We start from the raw sequence: 21,982 nt of genomic DNA on the forward strand, positions 1-21,982 counted from the left end.
TATTACTCTGTCTGTAATTGAGGGCTGAGGCCCTCAATTGATTAGTACAGACGAGTACGGCGTGCGTTTTCGCGAGCCAGTTTCTTCGCGTGACGTTTCACAGCAGAAGCCTTAGCGCGCTTACGTTCGGTCGTTGGTTTTTCATAAAACTCACGACGACGAACTTCAGCCAGAACACCTGCTTTCTCGCATGAACGTTTGAAGCGACGCAGTGCTACGTCGAACGGCTCGTTTTCACGTACTTTAATTACCGGCATGTAACTCTCACCTTTGATAAATTCGGTTTGCCGCTGGCATCAACGCCAGCTTATTTCAAAATGGTGCGGAATTTTACTGCAAATGCTGCTGCTTTGTAAAGCACCGATGCGATTTTGAAAGGGACTTTAATAAGGGTGAGGAGTATACACGAGCCTTCTTCCTGGGGCGAACAAAGTTTTACATCGATCCGCATTGGCCCTACACTGCGCGGTATTGAAGCGAGGTAAAACAACTCATGCGTGTACTGGGTATTGAAACATCCTGCGATGAAACCGGCATCGCCATTTACGACGACGAAAAAGGGCTTCTGGCCAACCAACTGTATAGTCAGGTGAAATTGCACGCTGACTACGGCGGCGTCGTGCCTGAACTGGCCTCTCGTGACCACGTGCGTAAAACGGTTCCGCTGATTCAGGCGGCGCTGAAAGAGGCCGGGTTGCGTTCAACCGATATTAATGCCGTGGCGTATACCGCAGGCCCTGGCCTGGTGGGTGCGCTGCTGGTCGGCGCAACGGTAGGCCGTTCGCTGGCGTTCGCGTGGGATGTTCCGGCTATTCCGGTCCACCATATGGAAGGGCACCTTCTGGCACCGATGCTGGAAGAGAACCCGCCTGAATTCCCGTTTGTGGCGCTGCTGGTCTCCGGCGGTCATACCCAGTTGATTAGCGTAACGGGCATTGGCAAGTATGAGCTGCTGGGCGAGTCGATCGACGATGCCGCCGGTGAAGCCTTCGATAAAACCGCCAAGCTGCTGGGTCTGGATTATCCCGGTGGCCCGATGCTGTCTAAAATGGCGTCTCAGGGCACGGAAGGGCGCTTTGTCTTCCCGCGTCCGATGACCGACCGTCCGGGGCTGGATTTTAGCTTCTCCGGCCTGAAAACGTTCGCGGCGAATACGATTCGTAATAACGACGATAGCGAGCAGACGCGTGCTGATATTGCCCGTGCGTTCGAAGACGCGGTGGTGGATACGCTGATGATCAAGTGCAAGCGTGCGCTCGACCAGACCGGCTTCAAACGCCTGGTGATGGCGGGCGGCGTGAGCGCCAACCGCACGCTGCGTGCGAAACTCGCCGGGATGATGCAAAAGCGTCGCGGGGAAGTGTTCTACGCCCGTCCGGAGTTTTGTACCGATAACGGAGCGATGATCGCCTACGCCGGGATGGTGCGCCTGAATGCGGGTGCGACGTCCGACCTGAGCGTGTCCGTGCGTCCGCGTTGGCCGCTGGCGGAGCTGCCAGAGGCGTGAGTTTTTTTGCCCGGTGGCGCTGCGCTTACCGGGCCTACTAAACCGCAGGCCGGGTCAGGCGAAGCCGCCACCCGGCAATAAACCGCACTACACCCGCAACATCCCTTTCTCTTCCAGAAACGCAATAATCGTCGCCAGACCGTCACCCGCTTTCAGGTTGGTAAATGTCCACGGACGCTCGCCGCGCATGCGGTTGGTGTCGCGCTCCATCACCTCCAGTGAGGCACCCACGTATGGCGCGAGATCGGTTTTGTTGATCACCAGAAAATCGGATTTGGTGATGCCCGGCCCGCCTTTGCGTGGGATCTTCTCCCCTTCGGCCACGTCGATCACGTAGATAGTGAGATCCGCCAGCTCCGGGCTGAACGTGGCGCTCAGGTTGTCGCCGCCGCTTTCCACGAAGATCAGATCCAGATTACCGAATTTTTCGCTTAACGCTTCAACGGCCGCCAGATTCATCGACGCATCTTCCCGGATGGCGGTGTGCGGGCAGCCGCCGGTCTCCACGCCCACGATGCGCTCCGGTTCCAGCGCGCCCGCTTCAGTGAGAATGCGCTGATCCTCTTTGGTGTAGATATCGTTTGTGACCACCGCCAGATGGTACGTATCGCGCATTGCCTTGCAGAGCGCTTCCAGCAGTGCCGTTTTGCCCGACCCTACCGGGCCGCCCACGCCAACGCGCAGAGGATGTTTGTAATCAGCCATGTTGACTCCTCAGGAACGGAATAACCGTGAATATTGTGTTTCGTGGCGGGCAGAGGCGATGGCGGAAAGCGGCGTTGCCGCACCCAGCGCGTCGTCGCCACGCAAAAATGCCTGTTCAAGCCCGGCGGCGAAATGGTCGCTCAGATCGATAATCAGCTGCTGCGCGGCCTGCTGCCCAAACGGCACGAGCTTGACGCCCGCCATCACCGCGCTCTCAATCCAGCTGTAGCCCAGGCTCAGCGCCAGCTCGCGCGCACCAATGCCCCAGTGCACGCCGAGCCAGGCCATACCCGTGAGCTGGCTTTGCATAAACAGCGGCAGCCACGCTACGGGGCAGTCCGGCTCCCAGCTTTTGACCAGCCGGGTAAAGGCCATACCGCGATTACGTTCTTCTTCGCGCAGTTCGCGCGTTTCCCGGCAGGCGAGCAGGTATGCCGTCCAGCGTTTTGCCGCCGCCAGATCCTGCTGCTTGCAGGCCTGATAAAGACGAAGGAAAAGTGGCAAATCGACGCAGAAAAAGCTCTGCTCCATCTGCTGGGTTTGCCAGCGTTTGAAGGCATCGACGTTCGTCACCCAGCCCGCCTCAACGGCCCACTCCAGCCCCTGCGACCAGGTAAACGATCCGATCGGCAGGCTGCTGCTGGAGAGCTGCATCAGACGCAGCCACTGTCGGGCGTGTTCCATCAGCTCATCAGCGCCAGCAGGGCAGAGACGATCAGCCCACCGCCGAAGGTTTTACGCAGGCCGTCGTGACGGCGCAGCAGCAGCCCTGCGGCAAAGCTGGCGCACAGCACCGTGGCGCTGGCGAGCATAAAGCCGCTGGTGAAGAGCCAGAAGCTGTGGCCGGACATCTCCACGCCGTGCGCCCAGCCGTGGAACATCGCCAGCGCAGGCACCGCCAGCAGCAGGCGGTTTTCGGTTTTAAACATCATCACGCCGCAGACCGCCAGCGAGGCGATAATCAGCATCTCCATGCCGCTAAAGCCACCGAGCAGGCTGCCTGCGACCGCACCTGTCAGCATCATGCCGAGGGTGGCAAACGGCAGCAGCAGCTTGCGGCCGCTCAGCGCAGAGAGCACGCCTGCGCCTGTCAGCATCAGCAGGTGATCGAGGCCCGTTAACGGATGGAGAAAACCAGCCTGAAAACTGTCGGCACCGTGGCCCGGATGCGCCAGCGCCGGAAGGGAAAAGGCCAGAAGGAGCAAGGGTAAATACTTACGCATGGGTAATCCTTAATGTGAATGAGCGTGAGAGTGACTATGGCTGTGGGCATCGCTGGTGTAAGCGCCCGCTTCCGGTTCAAACGGCAGGCTGGCGAATGCCACTTCCAGCCCGAACTGGCGCAGCATATCGTCGAGAACGTGATCGTGGTGATAACGCAGCTCACCGGGCATTATCTGCAGCGGCACGTGGCGGTTGCCCAGGTGATAGCAGGCGCGGGCGAGCAGGAACGGATCGGCGCAGCGCACCACGGAGACCGACTCTGCTGCAGCGATCACTTCAATCACCTCGCTGCCGTCGTCGGTGGTTAGCAGATCCCCGCCGCGCAGCAGCAGACCGCGCGGCAGCATCAGCCCCGCTTCGCGTCCATCGTTCAGCGCCACGCGGGCGCGGCTTTTCACCCGCACATCAATCGGCAGCGTCACGCTGGCGGTGACGGGGTGGGCATGGTCCAGACGTTGAGTTAAATAGATCATCATCACTCCTCAAAACAGGAAATAGCGTTGCGCCATCGGCAGTACGTCAGCCGGTTCGCTGGTAATCAGTTCACCGTCAACACGCACCTCGTAGGTTTGCGAGTCAACGGTGATATTCGGCTGCAGGCCGTTGTGGATCATGTCCGCCTTTTTCACCGTCCGGCAGCCTTTCACTACCGCCGTGGCGCTCTGCAGATTGAGCTGTTGCGGTATCCCCTGCGCGTCAGCCGCCTGCGAGATAAACGTCAGACGGGTGGCGTGACGCGCCGCGCCCAGCGCGCCAAACATCGGGCGGTAATGCACCGGCTGCGGCGTGGGGATTGAGGCGTTGATATCGCCCATTGGCGCGCAGGCGATCATCCCGCCCTTAACAATGGTGGCGGGTTTGACGCCAAAGAATGCCGGGGACCAGACCACCAGATCCGCCAGCTTGCCCGCTTCAATCGATCCCACTTCATGGGCGATGCCGTGGGTGAGCGCCGGGTTGATGGTGTATTTGGCGACGTAGCGCTTCACGCGGAAGTTATCGTTATCGCCCGTCTCTTCCGGCAGCGCGCCGCGCTGGATTTTCATGCGGTGCGCCACCTGCCAGGTGCGGATAATCACTTCCCCCACGCGGCCCATCGCCTGAGAATCTGACGAGGTGAGCGAGAACGCGCCGATATCGTGCAGCACGTCTTCAGCGGCGATAGTTTCGCGGCGAATGCGCGATTCGGCGAAGGCCACATCTTCTGCGATATCCGGGTCAAGGTGGTGACACACCATCAGCATGTCGAGATGCTCGTCGATGGTATTCACCGTGTACGGCAGCGTCGGGTTGGTGGAGGAGGGCAAAATATTCGGGTGCGCGCAGGCGGTGATGATATCCGGCGCATGGCCGCCGCCCGCCCCTTCGGTGTGGAAGGTGTGGATGGTGCGCCCGCCGATGGCGGCCAGGGTGTCTTCGACAAATCCGGACTCGTTCAGCGTGTCGCTGTGCAGCGCCACCTGAATGTCCATCTCTTCGGCGACCTCCAGCGAGCAGTTGATCGCCGCTGGCGTCGCGCCCCAGTCTTCGTGGATTTTTAGCCCGATCGCGCCCGCCGCGATTTGCTCGCGCAGGGCATCAGGGTTCGAGCCATTACCTTTGCCGAGTAGACCGATATTCACCGGCAATGTATCCGCAGCCTGCAGCATGCGGGCGATATACCACGGCCCCGGCGTGCAGGTGGTGGCGTTGGTGCCCGCCGCCGGCCCGGTACCGCCGCCGATCATGGTGGTGACGCCGGAGACCAGCGCCTCTTCCGCCTGCTGCGGGCAGATCCAGTGAATGTGGGTGTCGATCCCGCCCGCGGTGACGATCTTCCCTTCGGTGGCGATCACTTCCGTCGCGGCACCAATCGGGATCGTCACGCCGGGCTGAATGTCCGGATTACCGGCTTTCCCGACGGCAAAGATCCGCCCGTTCTTCACGCCGATATCGGCTTTCACGATCCCCCAGTGATCGACAATCAGCGCGTTGGTCAGCACCAGATCCACGCAGTCGACAGCCGTCATCTGCCCCTGACCCATGCCGTCGCGGATCACTTTTCCGCCGCCGAACTTAACCTCTTCGCCGTAGATCGTGAGATCGTTTTCCACTTCGATCCACAGCTCGCTGTCGGCCAGCCGCACTTTATCCCCTGTAGTGGGGCCGAACATATCGGCATACGCCTGACGGGAAATCTCAGCCATTTTTCACCTCGCCCATCACCTCACCGCGAAAGCCGACAATGCGCTGCGCGCCGGTGACCCGAACCAGCGTCACTTCGCGCTTCTGGCCGGGTTCAAAACGCACGGCAGTGCCCGCCGGAATATTCAGCCGGAAGCCTTTAACGGCTTCCCTGTCGAATTTCAGCGCCGGGTTGACCTCGTAAAAGTGGTAGTGCGAGCCCACCTGGATCGGCCTGTCGCCGTGGTTTTCGACGATCACGATTTGCGTTTCACGCCCGACATTGATGGGGATGTTTCCGGGTTTGATCTGGTATTCGCCTGGGATCATTGCAATCTCCTTACACGATCGGGTTGTGAACGGTGACGAGCTTTGATCCGTCCGGGAAGGTGGCTTCTACCTGGATATCCGGGATCATCTCCGGCACGCCCTCCATCACCTGATCGCGCGTCAGGACATGACGGCCTGCCTCCATTAACGACGCGACAGTTTCGCCATCGCGCGCGCCTTCCATAATAAAGGCGCTGATCAACGCGACCGATTCCGGATAATTGAGTTTTACCCCGCGCGCGAGTCGACGTTCGGCAACCAGCGCGGCGGTAAACAGCAACAGCTTGTCTTTTTCTCTGGGGGTCAGTTCCATAACGTTTCTCTTATGTCTGCCAGATACGCGGCGAGCAGGCGGTTTTGGTGGTTAAAAGCGGGCGAAGCGACTGCCAGATATCGCGCATCACCCGCTGGCAAATCAGGTTGTCGTGGGAGAGAAATCGCACCGACAGCAGGCCATCGGTGAGGGTAGCGCCGGAAAATTTGTCCAGCGGAGTGAGCCACTCTCGCACAGTGTCAAGATGGTTTTCCGTCGCCGGATAGAACAACAGCGTGCCGACCCACGGGTGCCTGGCGACGGACGTCAGATCGCCACCGCTGAGATGCTGGCGCTCAATCAGTAAGGGTTCATCCTCAAGCCAGACTTCAAGGCGGCTCTCAAGCGTGCCGTGACTGAAAGTTTCGTTAATCACCGGGCGACCGAGGCAGTAAAGCTCCCACGCCAGCAATGTGCTGGAGGCGCGCAGGTGAAAGACGGAACGCAGCGCGGCATTCGCGCCGGGAAAGATAATGGTGTCCTGCGGCAGCCATTCCAGCGTGGCATCTTCGTCGAGGTAAAAATGCTGGTTCAGACAAGCCTGTGGGCCGCTGCTGCGATAGAACTTACTGGCACCGGGCATGGTGACAAGTGCGTGGCTTTTGGCATCCAGCCGAACAGAAATATCCAGCGTATCGCCGCCGACAATCCCCCCTGGTGGGTGCAGCAGATAGAGGTGGCAGGTTTCGCCTTCGGGATAAAACGGACGCTGGACGGTAAGCGGCCCGACGTGGTGAGCAGAGTGCAGGAGGGTTTTCTCAGGGGTGTGACAAAACTGCAGGGCAAGCGAGGCCTGCCAGCCTTTATACGTATTATCAGTGACCTGAGCTGCTAACATGCTGCATCCATCTGCTCATCATCGGGGGTCGTTTCAGTATGCCCTGGAGGAAATGAAGGCTGTCATATGAGTCGCTTATGGATAAAAAAACCGGCTCATGTGAGCCAGTTTCAGACTGTTGATAATGTGCATTTTGTGAGTTTCGCCCGGCGGCGCTACGCTTGCACGGGCCTACAGGGGATACGCAATTTATTGTTATCGTGGTGTATTGTAGGCCGGGTAAGCGCAGCGCCACCCGGCAAGAAAGGCTAGCGATAATCCTCCGCATCCACGTCATAGCCGGACGGCTCCCAGCGGATCGCCAGCAGTGACGCCAGGCCGATAAACGGTGCCAGGGCGATCACCCAGAACACGGCGGTATCCAGCGAGGCGACCAGCAGCGGGAACAGGAACAGTGAGAGCGTTGAACTGCTGCGCATCAGCGTCTGGTTTAAGCCGACGCCCACGCCGCGTAGCGAGGTCGGGTAACTCAGAGAGGCAAACGTCATGGTGTGCGCCCCCGGCCCAAAGCCCTGACCAAACAGGAACAGCGCCAGCATCGCGACGGCGAGAACGCCTTCGGTTGATCCTTCCGGGCGGCCAATGAGCGCCAGCCCGAGCAGGGCAACAAGCTGGCAGGCATAACCCGCAAGCGACATCCGCCACGCACCGAAGCGCGGAACATAGCGCACCGCCAGCAGGCCACCGACAAACGCAAACAGCAGGTTAAGCGCCAGCGAGATCAGAATGGTGGTCAGCATCGACTGCACAAAAAAGCTGGAGATGATCACCGGCAGACCAAAGGCAACGGCGTTATAGGCGAATGAGGAGACAACCGACAGCAAGGTAGCCAGCGTCGTGCGCCGTAAATAGATGCCGCGGAACAGATTCAGGTAGTTTGACCATTTTGCCTTGTTGACGACAGGTGCTGGCTGGCTGAGCGCATCCTGCGGCACGTGGGCGTTAATGTTATATGACTGCCGCAAGATGGACGCCGCCTCTTTCAGGTTCCCCTGATTCGCCGCCCAGACCGGAGACTCGCTCATGTAGCGGCTACGGATGGCGATAATCACCAGCGCCGGTACCGCGCCGAAACCGAGGATCAAGCGCCAGAGCCAGTCGCTGTGGCTTTCGGGGAGCACGGCATAGAAGAAGAGCACCAGCAGATAAGAGATACTGATTGCCGCATACCAGGTGGGGCACCACATTGCGACGCTTGAGGCTTTGTTGCCTGGGCCTTTCAGCCTGGCGAATTCGCTCAGAAACGCCATTGCCACGGGAAGGTCGATCCCTACACCGAGGCCCATCACAAAACGCGCGCCCGCCAGAACATATTCATTCGGAGCCAGTGCACAGGCGATGGCCGCTACGACGAAGAACACCATGTCAGCCATAAAGACGCGGTAGCGCCCGATTTTGTCGGTGAGATAACCGCCCAGCAGCGCCCCGACAATGGCACCAAACGTAATCGCCGAGGCCACCATGCCGGTGCCTGCCGGTGTCAGGTTAAATTCGCGGGTAATGTCTTTGATGCCGAACGCCAGCGCGCCGAGGTCGTATGCATCAAGGAAAATACCGCCTAATGCGATACCGACCACGATACGGGCATTGGCCCGACCCTGAGAACCGTCATTAACGAGACGTGAGACATCCGATGCGCTGCGTACCCACTTGATGTCGCCATCCGGGGTATTTCCTGCCGTTGAAAGGGGAGTAGTGTCTGTGATTTCTGCCATTTTCTTTTTTATGTGGTTGTGTTGTGTACCTAACAGTTACCACAGGCAGAAGGTGACCAAAATCACATTTGGTTATAAGGCATAACTATTTATTTAGCGTCTTTCTTCTTTCGCTTGAGTTTTGTCCAGATCCTGGTTTCCTGGCGACGCCACAAGCGCTGGATGTTGTCGTGATGACGCAGCAGGATCAGGCAGGAGAGCATCGACACCGGGAAAGTGAACTGGGGTTTGAACCACCACACGTAGAACGGCGCGATCAGCGCGCTGACAATCGCACCCAGCGACGAGTAGCCACTCAGAAGAATCGTCAGCAGCCAGGTCCCGGCCATCACGCCAGTGAGGTCCCAGCCGATAGGCGCTATGGCACCAAAGGCGGTGGCCACGCCTTTACCACCTTTAAAACCGAAGAATACCGGCCAGATATGACCGACGCAGGCCGCGATAGCAATCAGCCCCAGCCAGAATGGCGTGACGCCCAGCGCATACGCGCCCCAGACGGGAAGCATCCCTTTCAGAACATCAAAAATCAAAACCGCTACGGCTGCTCCCTTGCCGCCAATTCGTAGTACATTGGTCGCCCCTGGGTTCCCGGAGCCACTTTCGCGTGGGTCAGGCAATCCGGCGATGCGGCAGACCAGAATGGCGCTGGAGATTGAGCCGCAAAGGTAGGCAAGGAGGATCATTCCAGGCGCGATTGCACTCATAACGCTGTTCCGTTTTGAAAATGTATCTGTATTCTCAGCATCTGTGGATAATACGCATAATTCGCCGGAAGTGGTATCCGGTTTAGCCAAAAAGCAGGCAGGTCGTGATGGATATTGTATTTATAGAGCAACTTTCGGTAATCACCACTATCGGTGTTTACGACTGGGAACAGACCATCGAGCAAAAGCTGGTGTTCGATATCGAAATGGGCTGGGATAACCGTAAGTCCGCAAAAAGCGATGACGTGAATGACTGTCTGAGCTATGCCGATATCAGTGAAACGGTCATCGGCCACGTAGAAGGGCAACGTTTTGCGCTGGTGGAGCGTGTGGCAGAAGAAGTGGCTGAACTGCTGCTGAGCAAGTTCAACTCACCGTGGGTGCGCATCAAGCTGAGCAAGCCGGGGGCGGTGGCGCGCGCGGCCAATGTAGGTGTGATTATTGAGCGTGGCAAAAATCTGAAAGCAAAGATTTAACGTCATAATCGCTAAACCATTTTCTGTTATACCGGTCTTAAAGCTGTATCTTTCACGGTAGCCCTGGTGGACACCGTTTTTTTATATTTTTTTAGGGGTTTATAGATGAGCGATATGCACTCGCTGCTGGTGGCGGCAATACTGGGTGTGGTCGAAGGATTGACGGAGTTTTTGCCGGTTTCCAGTACGGGCCATATGATTATTGTTGGCCATCTGTTGGGGTTTGAGGGCGACACGGCAAAAACATTCGAAGTGGTGATTCAGTTGGGTTCTATTCTGGCCGTCGTGGTGATGTTCTGGCGTCGTCTGTTTGGTCTGATTGGCATTCACTTTGGTCGTCTGCCGCAGCGCGAAGGGGAAAGCAAAGGCCGTCTGACGCTTATCCATATTCTGCTTGGGATGATCCCGGCGGTAGTGCTGGGGCTGATTTTCCATGACACCATCAAATCGCTGTTTAACCCAATCAACGTGATGTACGCGCTGGTGGTCGGTGGCTTCCTGCTGATCGCTGCGGAAATGCTGAAGCCGAAAACGCCGCGTGCGGAAGGCCTGGACGATATGACGTATCGCCAGGCGTTTATGATTGGCTGCTTCCAGTGTCTGGCTCTGTGGCCGGGCTTCTCGCGCTCAGGGGCAACAATCTCTGGCGGGATGCTGATGGGCGTGAGCCGTTATGCGGCCTCGGAGTTTTCGTTCCTGCTGGCGGTGCCGATGATGATGGGTGCCACCGCGCTGGATCTCTACAAAAGCATTGGCTTCCTGACCGTGGGCGATATCCCGATGTTCGCCGTGGGCTTTGTCACCGCCTTTATCGTGGCGCTGATTGCGATTAAAACCTTCCTGCAGTTGATTAAGCGTATTTCGTTTATTCCGTTCGCGATCTACCGCTTTATTGTGGCGGCAGCCGTCTATGTGGTCTTCTTCTGACCAACCAGCCCTCAGTCTTTCGGCTGAGGGCAACGCTGTTCCTTCCACGCCGCTACCGCATCAATCCGCCGTTTCGTCAGCTCTTCCCGAATCTCCGGCCCTTTAAATCCAGCGTCGACAACGTCTTTCGTTGGCACCGCTTTTGCCACTTTCCACGCTTCGCGCAGCAAACGTCCCTGCGGGTAATCACTGGCTTCAAATCCGGTGCGTCCGCGCACGTCCGCCTCGCTGGTCAGCGCAATCTGCTCTACGCGCTGAGGCTTGCGCCAGGCGTCGATGTTATCGAACAGCTTCACGATGGTGGCCGGTTTCAGGATCGGGAAGGTATGGATCAGGTCGTGGAATTCCGCCACCAGTTTCGCCAGGTCACGGATCTCGTTCGGTACGCGCAGACGCTGGCAAAGCCCTTCGACCAGCTTCACGCCTGCCGGACCGTGCCCGTGATGGCGGGGCCAGAATTCTTTCGGGGTTAATCCCTTACCGAGATCGTGGCAGAGGGTCGCAAAACGCACGTCCACGTCCGGACTGAGCATGGCGGCCATGCTCAGCGTCATCAGGGTATGAATACCGGTGTCAATTTCCGGGTGCCATTTCGCCGGAGCCGGAACGCCAAACAGTTTATCCACTTCCGGGAACAGCACCTTCAGCGCACCGCAGTCGCGCAATACCTGGAAATAGACCTGCGGATTGCGTGTGGTAAGCGCGTTTTCCGTCTCTTTCCAGACGCGTTCTGGCGTCAGGTGCGCCAGTTCACCCGCTTCGGTCATCGCCGTCATCAGCGCCATCGTCTCATCGGCAATGCGGAAGCTAAGGTGTGCGTAACGGGCAGCGAAACGCGCCACGCGCAGCACGCGCAGCGGATCTTCAGAAAAAGCAGGCGAGACGTGACGTAAAAGACGGTTGCGCAGATCGTCCTGGCCACCGTAGGCGTCGATAATCTGGCCGTCTTCGTCTTGCGCCAGCGCGTTAATGGTGAGATCGCGGCGCAGGAGATCTTGCTCCAGCGTCACGTCTGGCGCGGCATAGCAGGTAAAGCCGGTATAACCTGAACCGGATTTCCGTTCGGTGCGCGCCAGGGCGTACTCTTCACGGCTTTTCGGGTGAAGAAACACAGGGAAATCGCGGCCTACCTGCTGGTAGCCCGCGTCAAGCATCGCTTCGGGCGTGGCACCCACCACAACCCAGTCCTTATCTTTGACCGGCAGACCTAACAACGCATCACGTACCGCACCACCGACCAGATAACTCTTCACACCAACACTCCCTTTTCTCTTTTCCAGGATAATACGTAAGTGTGGCAGAGAAGACGAGTTAGTTCATCCAGCGGTCTTTACGCTTGCGGCTTGGAATGAGGTGAGGAAGCACCAGACCCAGCACCAGGCCTACGCCCAGCACGCCGCCGCCATACATAAACCACTGCATGATGATGGTGCGCTGTTTGTCATCAAGCTGCAGGTTAGCGGCATTCACTTTCTTCTGCGCGACAATCAGCTCGTTTTTCAGCTTCTGGTTTTCGTCCTTCAGACCACTGATCACGCTGTCGCTCTGCGCCACTTTCTGCTGCATTTCTGCAGTGCGCTGATTCCATGTACCGTCAATATTGTTCAGCTTGTCGGTCAGGGTTTTGACCTGGTTTTCCAGATCCGGCACGCGGGTGCGCAGGCTGGGCACGTTGCTCAGCTCTTTCAGGGGTATCCAGGAGGTGCGGCCGGTGCTGTCGCGAACCTGGCCATAGTTGGTGTCTGCATTGGTCTGTAACAGCGTGACTTCCTCGCCGGCATTAACCGTACCCACGAGGCGATAATTATCTCCGGGACCGCTGCGTACCCAGGTGTTCAGTTCGTCAGAAACGTAACGTTTCTCTTCAGCGTGGACCGCGGTTGCGGCGCTAAAAGCGAGTAAAGTAAGTCCAATCAGGCGTAATTTAAGCATATCAGTCGTTATTTTCATAAAAAGTGGAACGATAGTAGTGGCAACAGTGTCTCTACGCAAAGGATTCATCATCAATCGGAATCATCTGTGTCCTGGTTTCCACTGCTTTAAACTTTTACGCCCGTCAAATTGCTCATTGCGTGGCAATTTGGCGCAAAATACTATGTACTGACAAATAAATGGCGAGGAAGTTCGCCTTCATCGACGCGTCTGTGACGCACGCAAAAGTACAAGGCTATGGCTCAAGAAATCGAATTAAAATTTATCGTCGAAAAAGACAGCGTTGACGCACTCCGTCAGCATCTGTACACGCTTTCCAGCGAGCACCATGAACCGGTACAGCTTCTCAACATCTATTACGAAACGCCAGACAACTGGCTGCGCCGTCACGACAGGGGGCTGCGCATCCGGGGGGCCAGCGGGCGTTACGAGATGACGATGAAAATCGCCGGCCGCGTGGTCGGTGGTTTGCACCAGCGTCCGGAATATAATATCGACATCAGTAAGCCAGAACTTGAGCTGGACCGTTTCCCGGCAGACGTCTGGCCTGAGGGTAAGCTGCCGGAAACCTTGTCTGCAGAGGTGCAGCCGCTGTTCAGCACCGATTTCTGGCGTGAGAAATGGCTGGTGACAGAAGGGAAAAGCCGTATTGAAATTGCGCTCGACCTGGGCGATGTGAAAGCGGGTGAATACCAGGAGCCGATTTGTGAGCTGGAGCTTGAGCTGCTGGAAGGCGAGGCAAATGACGTGCTGAAGCTGGCTCGCAAGCTGGTGAATCAGTCTGGTTTGCGCCAGGGCAGCCTGAGCAAGGCGGCGCGCGGGTATCACCTGGCCGCTGGAAATACGCCACGTGTGCTGAAAGAGACGACGATCTTGCACGTTGCACCGAAAGCCACCATCGAGCAGGGTATGGAAGCCGCGCTGGAGCTGGCGCTCTCCCAGTGGCAATACCATGAAGAGCTGTGGGCGCGTAATGTAAAAAATGCGAAAACCCACGTGCTGGCGGCGATTGGCCTGGTGCGCCATACCCTGGCGCTGTTCGGTGGTATCGTTCCTCGCAAAGCAAGCGCTCACTTACGTGATCTGCTGACGCAGACCGAGACGCTGATGCTCTCTGATGTATCGGCTCAGACGGCAATCTACAGCCCGCAAACCGCCACGGCAAAACTGGCCTTGACCGAGTTTCTGGTAACGCGCGGCTGGCGCACGTTTCTGGATGCGAAAGCGCAGACCAAAATTGCGGATAACTTCAAACGTTTCGCCGACATCCATCTTTCACGCCATGCGGCGGAGCTGAGAACGACCTTTGCCCATCCGCTAGGCGATCAGTATAGCGACCAGCTTCCCCGTCTTGCTCGCAATATCGACAGCATGCTGCTGTTGTCCGGTGCGTATGATGAAGTCAAAGCGCAGGCCTGGCTGGAGAACTGGCAGGGGCTGAAACATGCCATCGAAACCCGTCAGCATATTGAGATTGAGCATTTCCGTAATGAGGCCATTTCGCAGGAGCCGTTCTGGCTGCACAGCGGAAAACGTTAATACTGGCAAGGAACCCTATAATGCCGCTTTCTTCACAGTTACAGCAGCAATGGCAGACCGTTTGCGAACGTCTGCCTGAGTCATTACCGGCGTCATCGTTCAGCGAGCAGGCGAAAAGCGTGCTCACGTTCAGTGATTTTGTGCAGGAAAGTATTACCGCGAATCCGGACTGGCTGGCAGAGCTTGAAAGCTCACCGCCTCAGGCGGATGAGGGGCGGCATTATGCGGGCTGGTTGCAAACCGCGCTGGAAGAGGTCACGGATGAGGCGACGCTGATGCGCGTTTTGCGCCAGTTCCGTCGCCGGGTGATGGTACGTATCGCCTGGGCTCAGGCGCTTGAACTGGTCGGTGAAGAAAGCACGCTGCAGCAGTTGAGCGAGCTGGCACAGACGCTGATTGTCGCCGCGCGGGACTGGCTCTACGCCGCCTGCTGTAAAGAGTGGGGCACGCCGTGCAGTGAAAATGGGGTTCCGCAACCGCTGTTGATTCTGGGGATGGGGAAGCTGGGCGGCTGCGAGCTGAACTTCTCCTCCGATATCGACCTGATTTTTGCCTGGCCTGAGAACGGCTCCACGCGCGGTGGTCGTCGCGAGCTGGATAACGCGCAGTTCTTTACCCGTCTCGGCCAGCGTCTGATTAAAGCGCTGGATCAACCGACGCAGGATGGTTTCGTCTACCGCGTGGACATGCGTCTGCGTCCGTTTGGCGACAGCGGCCCGCTGGTGCTGAGCTTTGCGGCGCTGGAAGATTATTACCAGGAGCAGGGGCGCGACTGGGAGCGTTACGCGATGGTCAAAGCGCGGATCATGGGCGACAGCGATGATGCTTACGCCAACGAGCTGCGCGCGATGCTGCGCCCGTTCGTGTTCCGCCGCTACATCGATTTCAGCGTGATTCAGTCCCTGCGCAACATGAAGGGGATGATCGCCCGTGAGGTCCGTCGGCGTGGTCTGAAAGACAACATCAAGCTCGGCGCGGGCGGCATCCGCGAAATCGAATTTATCGTCCAGGTCTTCCAGCTGATCCGCGGCGGCCGCGAGCCGTCGCTGCAGTCCCGCTCGCTGCTGCCAACGCTGACCGCCATTGAGCAGCTCCACCTGCTGCCGGAAGGCGATGCGCAAACGTTGCGGGACGCCTACCTGTTCCTGCGTCGTCTGGAAAACCTGCTGCAAAGTATTAATGACGAGCAGACCCAGACTCTGCCAGGCGATGAGCTAAACCGGGCGCGTCTGGCCTGGGGGATGCGCGTGGACGACTGGTCAACGTTGACCGAACGGCTGGATACCCATATGGCGGGCGTGCGCCGCATCTTTAACGATCTGATTGGCGACGACGAAAGCGAATCGCAGGACGATGTGCTTTCTGAACACTGGCGCGAGCTGTGGCAGGATGCGCTTCAGGAAGATGACACCACGCCGGTGCTGGCGCATTTAAGTGACGACGATCGTCACCGCGTGGTGGCGCTGATCGCCGATTTCCGTCTTGAACTGAACAAACGCGCCATTGGCCCACGCGGTCGCCAGGTGCTGGATCACCTGATGCCACACCTGTTGAGCGATGTCTGCTCGCGCGCGGATGCGCCGGTGCCACTGTCGCGCATGATGCCGCTGCTGAGCGGGATCATTACCCGAACTACCTACCTTGAACTGCTGAGTGAGTTCCCCGGTGCGCTCAAGCACTTGATCACGCTCTGCGCCGCTTCGCCGATGGTAGCCAACAAGCTGGCGCGTTACCCGCTGCTGCTGGACGAACTGCTTGATCCCAATACGCTTTACCAGCCAACGGCGACGGATGCCTACCGCGACGAGCTGCGCCAGTATCTGCTGCGCGTGCCGGAAGAAGATGAAGAGCAACAGCTTGAAGCGCTGCGTCAGTTTAAGCAGGCGCAGATGCTGCGCGTGGCGGCGGCGGATATCGCCGGTACGCTGCCAGTGATGAAAGTGAGCGATCACTTAACCTGGCTGGCGGAAGCGATCCTCGACGCCGTGGTGCAGCAGGCATGGATGCAGATGGTGGCGCGTTACGGCCAGCCGAAACACCTTACCGATCGTGAAGGGCGCGGTTTTGCGGTTGTGGGTTACGGCAAGCTCGGTGGCTGGGAGTTGGGGTATAGCTCCGATCTGGATCTTATTTTCCTTCATGATTGCCCGGTGGATGTGATGACCGACGGCGAGCGTGAAATCGACGGACGCCAGTTCTACCTGCGGCTGGCGCAGCGCATCATGCACCTGTTCAGTACCCGTACCTCGTCGGGTATTTTGTACGAAGTGGATGCGCGTCTGCGTCCGTCCGGCGCGGCGGGCATGCTGGTGACCTCAACGGAATCTTTTGCTGATTATCAGAAAAATGAAGCCTGGACGTGGGAGCACCAGGCGCTGGTGCGTGCCCGCGTGGTGTATGGCGATCCGCAGCTTAAAACGCAGTTCGATGCCATTCGTAAGGATGTCATGACCACCGTGCGTGATGGCAGCACGTTACAAACCGACGTGCGAGAAATGCGGGAAAAAATGCGCGCGCATTTAGGCAATAAACATCGCGATCGCTTTGATATCAAAGCCGATGAAGGCGGGATTACCGATATTGAGTTTATTACCCAATACCTGGTGCTGCGCCATGCGCACGATAAGCCTAAGCTGACGCGCTGGTCTGATAATGTGCGCATTCTGGAACTGCTGGCGCAAAACGACATTATGGATGAGCAGGAAGCGCTGGCCTTAACGCGCGCCTACACGACGCTGCGCGATGAACTGCATCACCTCGCCCTGCAGGAGCAGCCGGGCCACGTGCCGCTGGACTGTTTTGTCAGTGAACGCGCACAGGTGACGGCAAGCTGGCAGAAGTGGCTGGTGGAACCGTGCGTAACAAAACAAGTGTGATATTATCGCGCGCAAATTGTGAATCTTTCTGGAGTCAGGAATGAAAGTAACACTGCCAGAGTTTGAACGTGCTGGAGTTATGGTTGTCGGTGATGTGATGCTGGATCGCTACTGGTATGGGCCGACCAGCCGCATCTCCCCGGAAGCACCCGTTCCGGTGGTTAAAGTCGATACCATTGAGGAGCGTCCTGGCGGCGCGGCAAACGTGGCGATGAACATTGCCTCTCTGGGCGCGCATTCGCGTCTGGTCGGGTTAACCGGCATCGACGATGCGGCGCGCGCGCTGAGCAAGTCGCTGGCGGACGTGAACGTGAAGTGTGACTTCGTTTCTGTTCCGACACACCCGACCATTACCAAGCTGCGCGTGTTGTCGCGTAACCAGCAACTGATCCGCCTCGATTTTGAAGAAGGGTTTGAAGGCGTTGATCCTGAGCCGTTGCACGAGCGCATCAACCAGGCGCTGGGCAATATCGGCGCGCTGGTTTTGTCCGACTACGCCAAAGGCGCGCTGGCGAGCGTGCAGACGATGATCCAGCTGGCGCGTAAAGCCAGTGTGCCGGTGCTGATCGACCCGAAAGGCACCGATTTTGAGCGCTATCGTGGCGCGACGCTACTGACGCCAAACCTTTCTGAGTTTGAAGCGGTGGCGGGCAAGTGCAAAACCGAAGAAGAGCTGGTTGAGCGCGGCATGAAAATCATCGCTGATTTCGAACTCTCTGCGCTGCTGGTGACCCGCTCCGAGCAGGGGATGACGCTGCTGCAGCCGGGCAAAGCGCCGCTGCATATGCCGACTCAGGCGCAGGAAGTGTACGACGTGACCGGTGCCGGTGATACGGTGATCGGCGTACTGGCGGCAACGCTGGCAGCGGGCAACTCCCTTGAAGAAGCGTGCTACTTCGCTAACGCGGCAGCGGGCGTGGTGGTCGGCAAGCTGGGGACATCTACCGTTTCACCAATCGAGCTGGAAAACGCCGTGCGCGGTCGCGCAGATACCGGTTTTGGTGTCATGAGCGAAGACGAACTGAAAGTGGCCGTTGCCGCGGCGCGTAAGCGCGGTGAGAAAGTGGTGATGACCAACGGTGTGTTCGACATTCTGCATGCGGGCCACGTTTCGTACCTGGCGAATGCGCGCAAGCTCGGCGATCGCCTGATTGTGGCGGTGAACAGCGATGCGTCAACGAAACGTCTTAAAGGCGAAACGCGGCCGGTGAACCCGCTGGAGCAGCGCATGATTGTGCTCGGCGCGCTGGAAGCGGTGGACTGGGTGGTGTCGTTTGAAGAAGACACGCCGCAGCGCCTGATTGCCGGTATTCTGCCGGATCTGCTGGTGAAAGGCGGCGATTACAAACCGGAGCAAATCGCGGGCAGCGAAGAGGTCTGGGCCAACGGCGGTGAGGTGATGGTGCTCAATTTTGAGGACGGGTGTTCAACCACCAACATCATCAAGAAGATCCAGAAAGACAGTCAGTAAAAAAAACGGGCCGATTGGCCCGTTCGTTTTTCACCCTCTCCCACAGGGAGAGGGCTGGGGTGAGGGCATCAGGCCGCACTTACTCCTGCTCGTCCACCGGCGGAATGGCCGGTGCCGGTTTAACTTGTTCCGGCGCATTGCGGTTTTCCAGCTCGGTCAGACGCTGTTCCAGCAGGGCCAGCTTTTCGCGGGTGCGCAGCAGAACCTGCGTCTGTACATCGAACTCTTCACGGCTCACTAAATCAAGGCGAACCAACTGCGCCTGCAGCGTCTGGCGGATTTTCTTTTCTACGTCATCGCCAAACTCACGAATGCCTTTCGGCATGGATTCATGAACCTGACGCGCGATTTGTTCAATTTTTTTCGGGTCAATCATTGTCGTTTCCCTTGATGAAAAGGTATTAGTGTCCATTGTAGCGCGTCATGCTGTGGGTTAAACAAAATTGTTTGATGCTTATGCATTGCCCAGGGTAATCAATAGCGTTATAGTTATCTCGCTTATTCTCAGGGCGGGGCGAAATTCCCCACCGGCGGTAAATCAGCTTAACGCTGAAAGCCCGCGAGCGCTTTGAGTGAACACTCAAAGGTCAGCAGATCCGGTGTAATTCCGGGGCCGACGGTTAGAGTCCGGATGGGAGAGAGTAACGATCCAGTCGGGCATCGGCCCGCTCACGTTATTTTTTTGCCGCTTATACGGCGCTCCTAAGACTGCCCTGATTCTGGTAACCATATTTTTAATGAGGTTTTTTTTACCATGAATCAGACGCTACTTTCCTCTTTTGGCACTTCAACTCAACGTGTTGAACATGCACTGGATGCACTGCGTGAAGGCCGCGGTGTAATGGTGCTTGACGATGAAAACCGTGAAAACGAAGGCGATATGATTTTCGCCGCCGAAAACATGACCGTTGAGCAGATGGCGCTGACCATCCGTCACGGCAGCGGCATCGTATGCCTGTGTATTACCGAAGACCGTCGTAAGCAGCTCGAACTGCCAATGATGGTTGAGAACAACACCAGCGCCTTTGGGACGGGTTTTACCGTGACCATCGAAGCCGCGCATGGCGTGACCACCGGTGTGTCTGCGGCTGACCGCCTGACCACTGTACGTGCCGCGATTGCTGATGGTGCGAAGCCTTCAGACCTGCACCGTCCTGGCCACGTCTTCCCACTGCGTGCGCAGGCGGGCGGCGTGCTGACCCGTGGCGGCCACACCGAAGCGACGATCGACCTGGTAACGCTGGCAGGCTTCAAACCTGCGGGCGTACTGTGCGAACTGACCAACGATGATGGCACCATGGCGCGCGCGCCAGAGTGCATCACCTTTGCACGTCTGCACAACATGCCGGTGGTGACCATTGAAGATCTGGTTGAATACCGCCAGGCGCATGAGCGCAAAGCCAGTTGAAGTGACTGATGTGAAAAAGCCGGGGAAACCCGGCTTTTTTGTCTCTAGTGGTAGTTAATTTTAAACAGCACTACGGTTTCGAACGGACCGGACTGAATGGCTTTTCCTGGTACGGGCGACAGCTCGGCGGTGTAGGTTTGTTCGTATTGCAAGGTACTGCCTGTGAAATCGGCATACTCTTTGTACTGGTTGTAGGTGTAAGGCTGGGTACCGTCCAGTATTCGCAGCTTTAACCCGTTGCCGATGAGCAGGGCGGTGTCATCATCGCTGAGCGTTTCGTTAGTGTAGAACGATGAGTCCATTTTAAAACCATCGGAACATTCGGCGTCTTGTATTTTGGTCGTTCTGACCGAGAAAGTACGCTTTCGTGTGCCCTGGTTGACTATATCGCGTGCGCTAAACGTACCAAAGTCGATCTCCTGATTTTCAGGATAGATGCTGAAGGTAGCACCGCAATCCAGCACGGTGATGTTGTTCAGACCATTGATGTGATACTTGAGGTTTTTCGCATCGGACATCTGGTTCACGCCGCCTTTCCCGTCAAACTGCACCACGATATAGTCCCCAAGCGTGCTGACGTAACCGTGCGGGGGCATGGCCTTTATTTTGACATACAGACGGATACGCACAATGAACGTGCGTGATATATGAATGTCGTTCGCGTTGCCAGAACAGATACGATTCTCCCAGCCCATCTGCTGAATTTGTGCTGGGGTATAAATCGTAATTTTATTATTATCAAGGCACTGAGTCGTATCCACGCCGTTAGGTTGCCCTGTAGCGTCGTAATCCATTCCTTCGTAAGTTACGCCGAGCTCGTAGTAGGGATCTGAAGGCGCGGGATAGGGGTTAACCCAGGCATAGATATCCTCTTTTTCAAAGTCGCTGGTGACGTTGTGGTCGCAGGTTACCGGGATTTTTATGTCATTTGATTCCCAAATTTTTTGCCCCACCTGAGCATTACTGGGGATGGCAAAAGGAGAGATTGTTTTCGTCTCTTCGACGGGGCCTCCCGAACCACCAAGATAGCAGTCAAGTGCCAGCGCCTCTTTGAGTGGCAAGAGCGCCAGTAACAACAGAAACAGATAATTAATGAGCTTTGGCATCTTTTTCGACCTTCCGCTCCTTCAACTGACACGTTGCCGCTCCCGCGCACTTCACATCCACTTTTTTAAGTGCGCCGTAATCATCAATGTAACCCACGCTGTAGTAGTCCCCGTGGTAGCCGCCTGTGGATGTTGATGCTGTCGCAAAGGGGGCAATCATCAGGCTGTCGAAGCCTGGCAGCAGGTTTTTCGCGTTTTTGCTGAGCCAGGCGATGGTGATGTAATACGGCGTTGGGTTATGTACGGTCAGACCTTTTGGTGTGGCGGTAATTTCCATGCGCATTTCGGCTTGTTCGCCCGATTTTTTGGTAATGGCTTTAGGACGCCAGAACAGTTTGATGCGGCTTTGCATCGCCACCTGCATCACACTGTGTTCATCGCCGGCACTGCTGCTCCTGGGCGGAACCTCGCGCAGGTTAAAGTAAAACAGAGATTCCCTGTCTTTCGGTAACTGGCTGGCTGCCGCTTGTTTGACAATCCTCACCTGCGATGAAGCACCCGCTTCAATACGCTGGATCGGTGGCAGGGCCATAAAATGGTTGTCCTCTTTACGCCCGTTTTCGTCTTCAATCCAGGAGAGCGCCAGATATGGTAAGGCTTTGCTCTGGTTGTCGACTTTCAGGCTGCTCGCCTTGTCGTTTTCCGGAAAAACGATACGCGTGCGATCCAGGTTAATGGCGGCGTGGGCGTTCAGGGCTGTGCCGAGCAACATCAGGCACAGGGTTTTCAAGGGGGTTAATTTCATCAT

At 57.3% G+C, this 21,982-nt stretch carries 23 protein-coding genes and 1 riboswitch; of the genes, 7 read left to right on the forward strand and 16 right to left on the reverse strand.

Features of this window, described 5'->3' with window-relative positions; genetic code table 11:
• Nucleotides 1–41 precede the first annotated feature (41 nt).
• Nucleotides 42–257, reverse strand: coding sequence for a 30S ribosomal protein S21 (gene rpsU, locus ABGB15_RS03545; RefSeq protein WP_001144069.1), 216 nt, complete (start codon nucleotides 255–257; stop codon nucleotides 42–44).
• Between the two features lie 236 nt (nucleotides 258–493).
• Between rpsU and tsaD the strand changes: the two genes are divergently transcribed.
• Entirely contained in the window at nucleotides 494–1,507 is a 1,014-nt protein-coding gene (tsaD, locus tag ABGB15_RS03550) for a tRNA (adenosine(37)-N6)-threonylcarbamoyltransferase complex transferase subunit TsaD (protein ID WP_152082278.1), read from the forward strand.
• Nucleotides 1,508–1,594: 87 nt separating this feature from the next.
• Here tsaD and ureG read toward each other — a convergent pair whose 3' ends face one another.
• The 10 genes from ureG to plsY form a co-directional block, all read right to left on the reverse strand.
• Nucleotides 1,595–2,212 carry an urease accessory protein UreG gene (gene ureG, locus ABGB15_RS03555; protein WP_014071813.1) on the reverse strand — a complete coding sequence of 206 codons (618 nt, stop codon included), beginning with the start codon at nucleotides 2,210–2,212 and terminating at the stop codon, nucleotides 1,595–1,597.
• 9 nt (nucleotides 2,213–2,221) lie between these two features.
• The gene (locus ABGB15_RS03560; RefSeq protein WP_215722485.1) at nucleotides 2,222–2,896 is read right to left on the reverse strand and encodes an urease accessory protein UreF; all 675 of its coding nucleotides are present in this window, start codon (nucleotides 2,894–2,896) and stop codon (nucleotides 2,222–2,224) included.
• The gene (locus ABGB15_RS03565) at nucleotides 2,896–3,435 is read right to left on the reverse strand and encodes a HupE/UreJ family protein (protein ID WP_215722486.1); all 540 of its coding nucleotides are present in this window, start codon (nucleotides 3,433–3,435) and stop codon (nucleotides 2,896–2,898) included. Before ABGB15_RS03565 ends, ABGB15_RS03560 begins: the two co-directional genes overlap by 1 nt.
• 9 nt (nucleotides 3,436–3,444) lie before the next feature.
• Nucleotides 3,445–3,909: an urease accessory protein UreE gene (gene ureE / locus ABGB15_RS03570; protein ID WP_215722487.1), complete on the reverse strand. Its 465-nt coding sequence runs from the start codon at nucleotides 3,907–3,909 to the stop codon at nucleotides 3,445–3,447.
• Nucleotides 3,910–3,918: 9 nt separating this feature from the next.
• The gene (gene ureC / locus ABGB15_RS03575; protein ID WP_215722488.1) at nucleotides 3,919–5,622 is read right to left on the reverse strand and encodes an urease subunit alpha; all 1,704 of its coding nucleotides are present in this window, start codon (nucleotides 5,620–5,622) and stop codon (nucleotides 3,919–3,921) included.
• Nucleotides 5,615–5,929, reverse strand: a complete 315-nt coding sequence (locus ABGB15_RS03580; RefSeq protein ID WP_152082273.1) for an urease subunit beta — start codon at nucleotides 5,927–5,929, stop codon at nucleotides 5,615–5,617. Before ABGB15_RS03580 ends, ureC begins: the two co-directional genes overlap by 8 nt.
• Nucleotides 5,930–5,939: 10 nt before the next feature.
• On the reverse strand, nucleotides 5,940–6,242 hold the full coding sequence (locus ABGB15_RS03585) for an urease subunit gamma (RefSeq protein WP_003862556.1): 303 nt from the start codon (nucleotides 6,240–6,242) through the stop codon (nucleotides 5,940–5,942).
• A gap of 10 nt (nucleotides 6,243–6,252) precedes the next feature.
• Nucleotides 6,253–7,080: an urease accessory protein UreD gene (locus ABGB15_RS03590; protein ID WP_215722489.1), complete on the reverse strand. Its 828-nt coding sequence runs from the start codon at nucleotides 7,078–7,080 to the stop codon at nucleotides 6,253–6,255.
• Nucleotides 7,081–7,328: 248 nt separating this feature from the next.
• Entirely contained in the window at nucleotides 7,329–8,795 is a 1,467-nt protein-coding gene (locus tag ABGB15_RS03595; protein WP_152082271.1) for an MFS transporter, read from the reverse strand.
• Nucleotides 8,796–8,884: 89 nt separating this feature from the next.
• Complete coding sequence (gene plsY / locus ABGB15_RS03600; protein ID WP_152082270.1) at nucleotides 8,885–9,499, reverse strand: glycerol-3-phosphate 1-O-acyltransferase PlsY; 615 nt, start codon at nucleotides 9,497–9,499, stop codon at nucleotides 8,885–8,887.
• Nucleotides 9,500–9,606: 107 nt separating this feature from the next.
• On the opposite strand from plsY, the gene folB reads away from it, so the two are divergent.
• Entirely contained in the window at nucleotides 9,607–9,975 is a 369-nt protein-coding gene (folB, locus tag ABGB15_RS03605; protein ID WP_152082269.1) for a bifunctional dihydroneopterin aldolase/7,8-dihydroneopterin epimerase, read from the forward strand.
• A 105-nt stretch (nucleotides 9,976–10,080) separates the two neighbouring features.
• Nucleotides 10,081–10,902: an undecaprenyl-diphosphate phosphatase gene (bacA, locus tag ABGB15_RS03610; RefSeq protein ID WP_152082268.1), complete on the forward strand. Its 822-nt coding sequence runs from the start codon at nucleotides 10,081–10,083 to the stop codon at nucleotides 10,900–10,902.
• Nucleotides 10,903–10,913: 11 nt separating this feature from the next.
• On the opposite strand, the gene ABGB15_RS03615 is transcribed toward bacA, so the two are convergent.
• A complete protein-coding gene (locus tag ABGB15_RS03615) occupies nucleotides 10,914–12,155 on the reverse strand; it encodes a multifunctional CCA addition/repair protein (protein ID WP_152082267.1) in 1,242 nt (413 codons plus the stop codon).
• A gap of 58 nt (nucleotides 12,156–12,213) precedes the next feature.
• Nucleotides 12,214–12,834, reverse strand: coding sequence for a TIGR04211 family SH3 domain-containing protein (locus ABGB15_RS03620; RefSeq protein WP_152082266.1), 621 nt, complete (start codon nucleotides 12,832–12,834; stop codon nucleotides 12,214–12,216).
• Nucleotides 12,835–13,071: 237 nt separating this feature from the next.
• On the opposite strand from ABGB15_RS03620, the gene ABGB15_RS03625 reads away from it, so the two are divergent.
• Genes ABGB15_RS03625 through hldE form a run of 3 tightly spaced genes read left to right on the forward strand, consistent with a single transcriptional unit; the run spans nucleotide 13,072 to nucleotide 18,720 of the window.
• Nucleotides 13,072–14,373 carry an inorganic triphosphatase gene (locus tag ABGB15_RS03625; RefSeq protein WP_215722490.1) on the forward strand — a complete coding sequence of 434 codons (1,302 nt, stop codon included), beginning with the start codon at nucleotides 13,072–13,074 and terminating at the stop codon, nucleotides 14,371–14,373.
• A 20-nt stretch (nucleotides 14,374–14,393) separates the two neighbouring features.
• Complete coding sequence (gene glnE / locus ABGB15_RS03630) at nucleotides 14,394–17,249, forward strand: bifunctional [glutamate--ammonia ligase]-adenylyl-L-tyrosine phosphorylase/[glutamate--ammonia-ligase] adenylyltransferase (RefSeq protein WP_215722491.1); 2,856 nt, start codon at nucleotides 14,394–14,396, stop codon at nucleotides 17,247–17,249.
• Nucleotides 17,250–17,289: 40 nt separating this feature from the next.
• Nucleotides 17,290–18,720, forward strand: a complete 1,431-nt coding sequence (gene hldE, locus ABGB15_RS03635) for a bifunctional D-glycero-beta-D-manno-heptose-7-phosphate kinase/D-glycero-beta-D-manno-heptose 1-phosphate adenylyltransferase HldE (protein WP_047347819.1) — start codon at nucleotides 17,290–17,292, stop codon at nucleotides 18,718–18,720.
• 79 nt (nucleotides 18,721–18,799) lie between these two features.
• Here the strand turns inward: hldE and ubiK are convergent, their stop codons facing one another.
• Nucleotides 18,800–19,096 (reverse strand): ubiquinone biosynthesis accessory factor UbiK, encoded by a 297-nt coding sequence (ubiK, locus tag ABGB15_RS03640; protein WP_152082263.1) that lies wholly within the window; start codon nucleotides 19,094–19,096, stop codon nucleotides 18,800–18,802.
• A gap of 120 nt (nucleotides 19,097–19,216) precedes the next feature.
• Nucleotides 19,217–19,367, forward strand: a riboswitch (FMN riboswitch).
• 107 nt (nucleotides 19,368–19,474) lie between these two features.
• On the opposite strand from ubiK, the gene ribB reads away from it, so the two are divergent.
• On the forward strand, nucleotides 19,475–20,128 hold the full coding sequence (gene ribB, locus ABGB15_RS03645; RefSeq protein ID WP_010435670.1) for a 3,4-dihydroxy-2-butanone-4-phosphate synthase: 654 nt from the start codon (nucleotides 19,475–19,477) through the stop codon (nucleotides 20,126–20,128).
• A gap of 44 nt (nucleotides 20,129–20,172) precedes the next feature.
• On the opposite strand, the gene ABGB15_RS03650 is transcribed toward ribB, so the two are convergent.
• On the reverse strand, nucleotides 20,173–21,234 hold the full coding sequence (locus ABGB15_RS03650; protein ID WP_152082262.1) for a type 1 fimbrial protein: 1,062 nt from the start codon (nucleotides 21,232–21,234) through the stop codon (nucleotides 20,173–20,175).
• The gene (locus ABGB15_RS03655; RefSeq protein ID WP_215722518.1) at nucleotides 21,218–21,979 is read right to left on the reverse strand and encodes a molecular chaperone; all 762 of its coding nucleotides are present in this window, start codon (nucleotides 21,977–21,979) and stop codon (nucleotides 21,218–21,220) included. Before ABGB15_RS03655 ends, ABGB15_RS03650 begins: the two co-directional genes overlap by 17 nt.
• Nucleotides 21,980–21,982: the final 3 nt, after the last annotated feature.

Source organism: Enterobacter sp. MALB-1, assembly GCF_041021625.1.
Classification (GTDB): Bacteria; Pseudomonadota; Gammaproteobacteria; order Enterobacterales; family Enterobacteriaceae; genus Enterobacter; species Enterobacter oligotrophicus.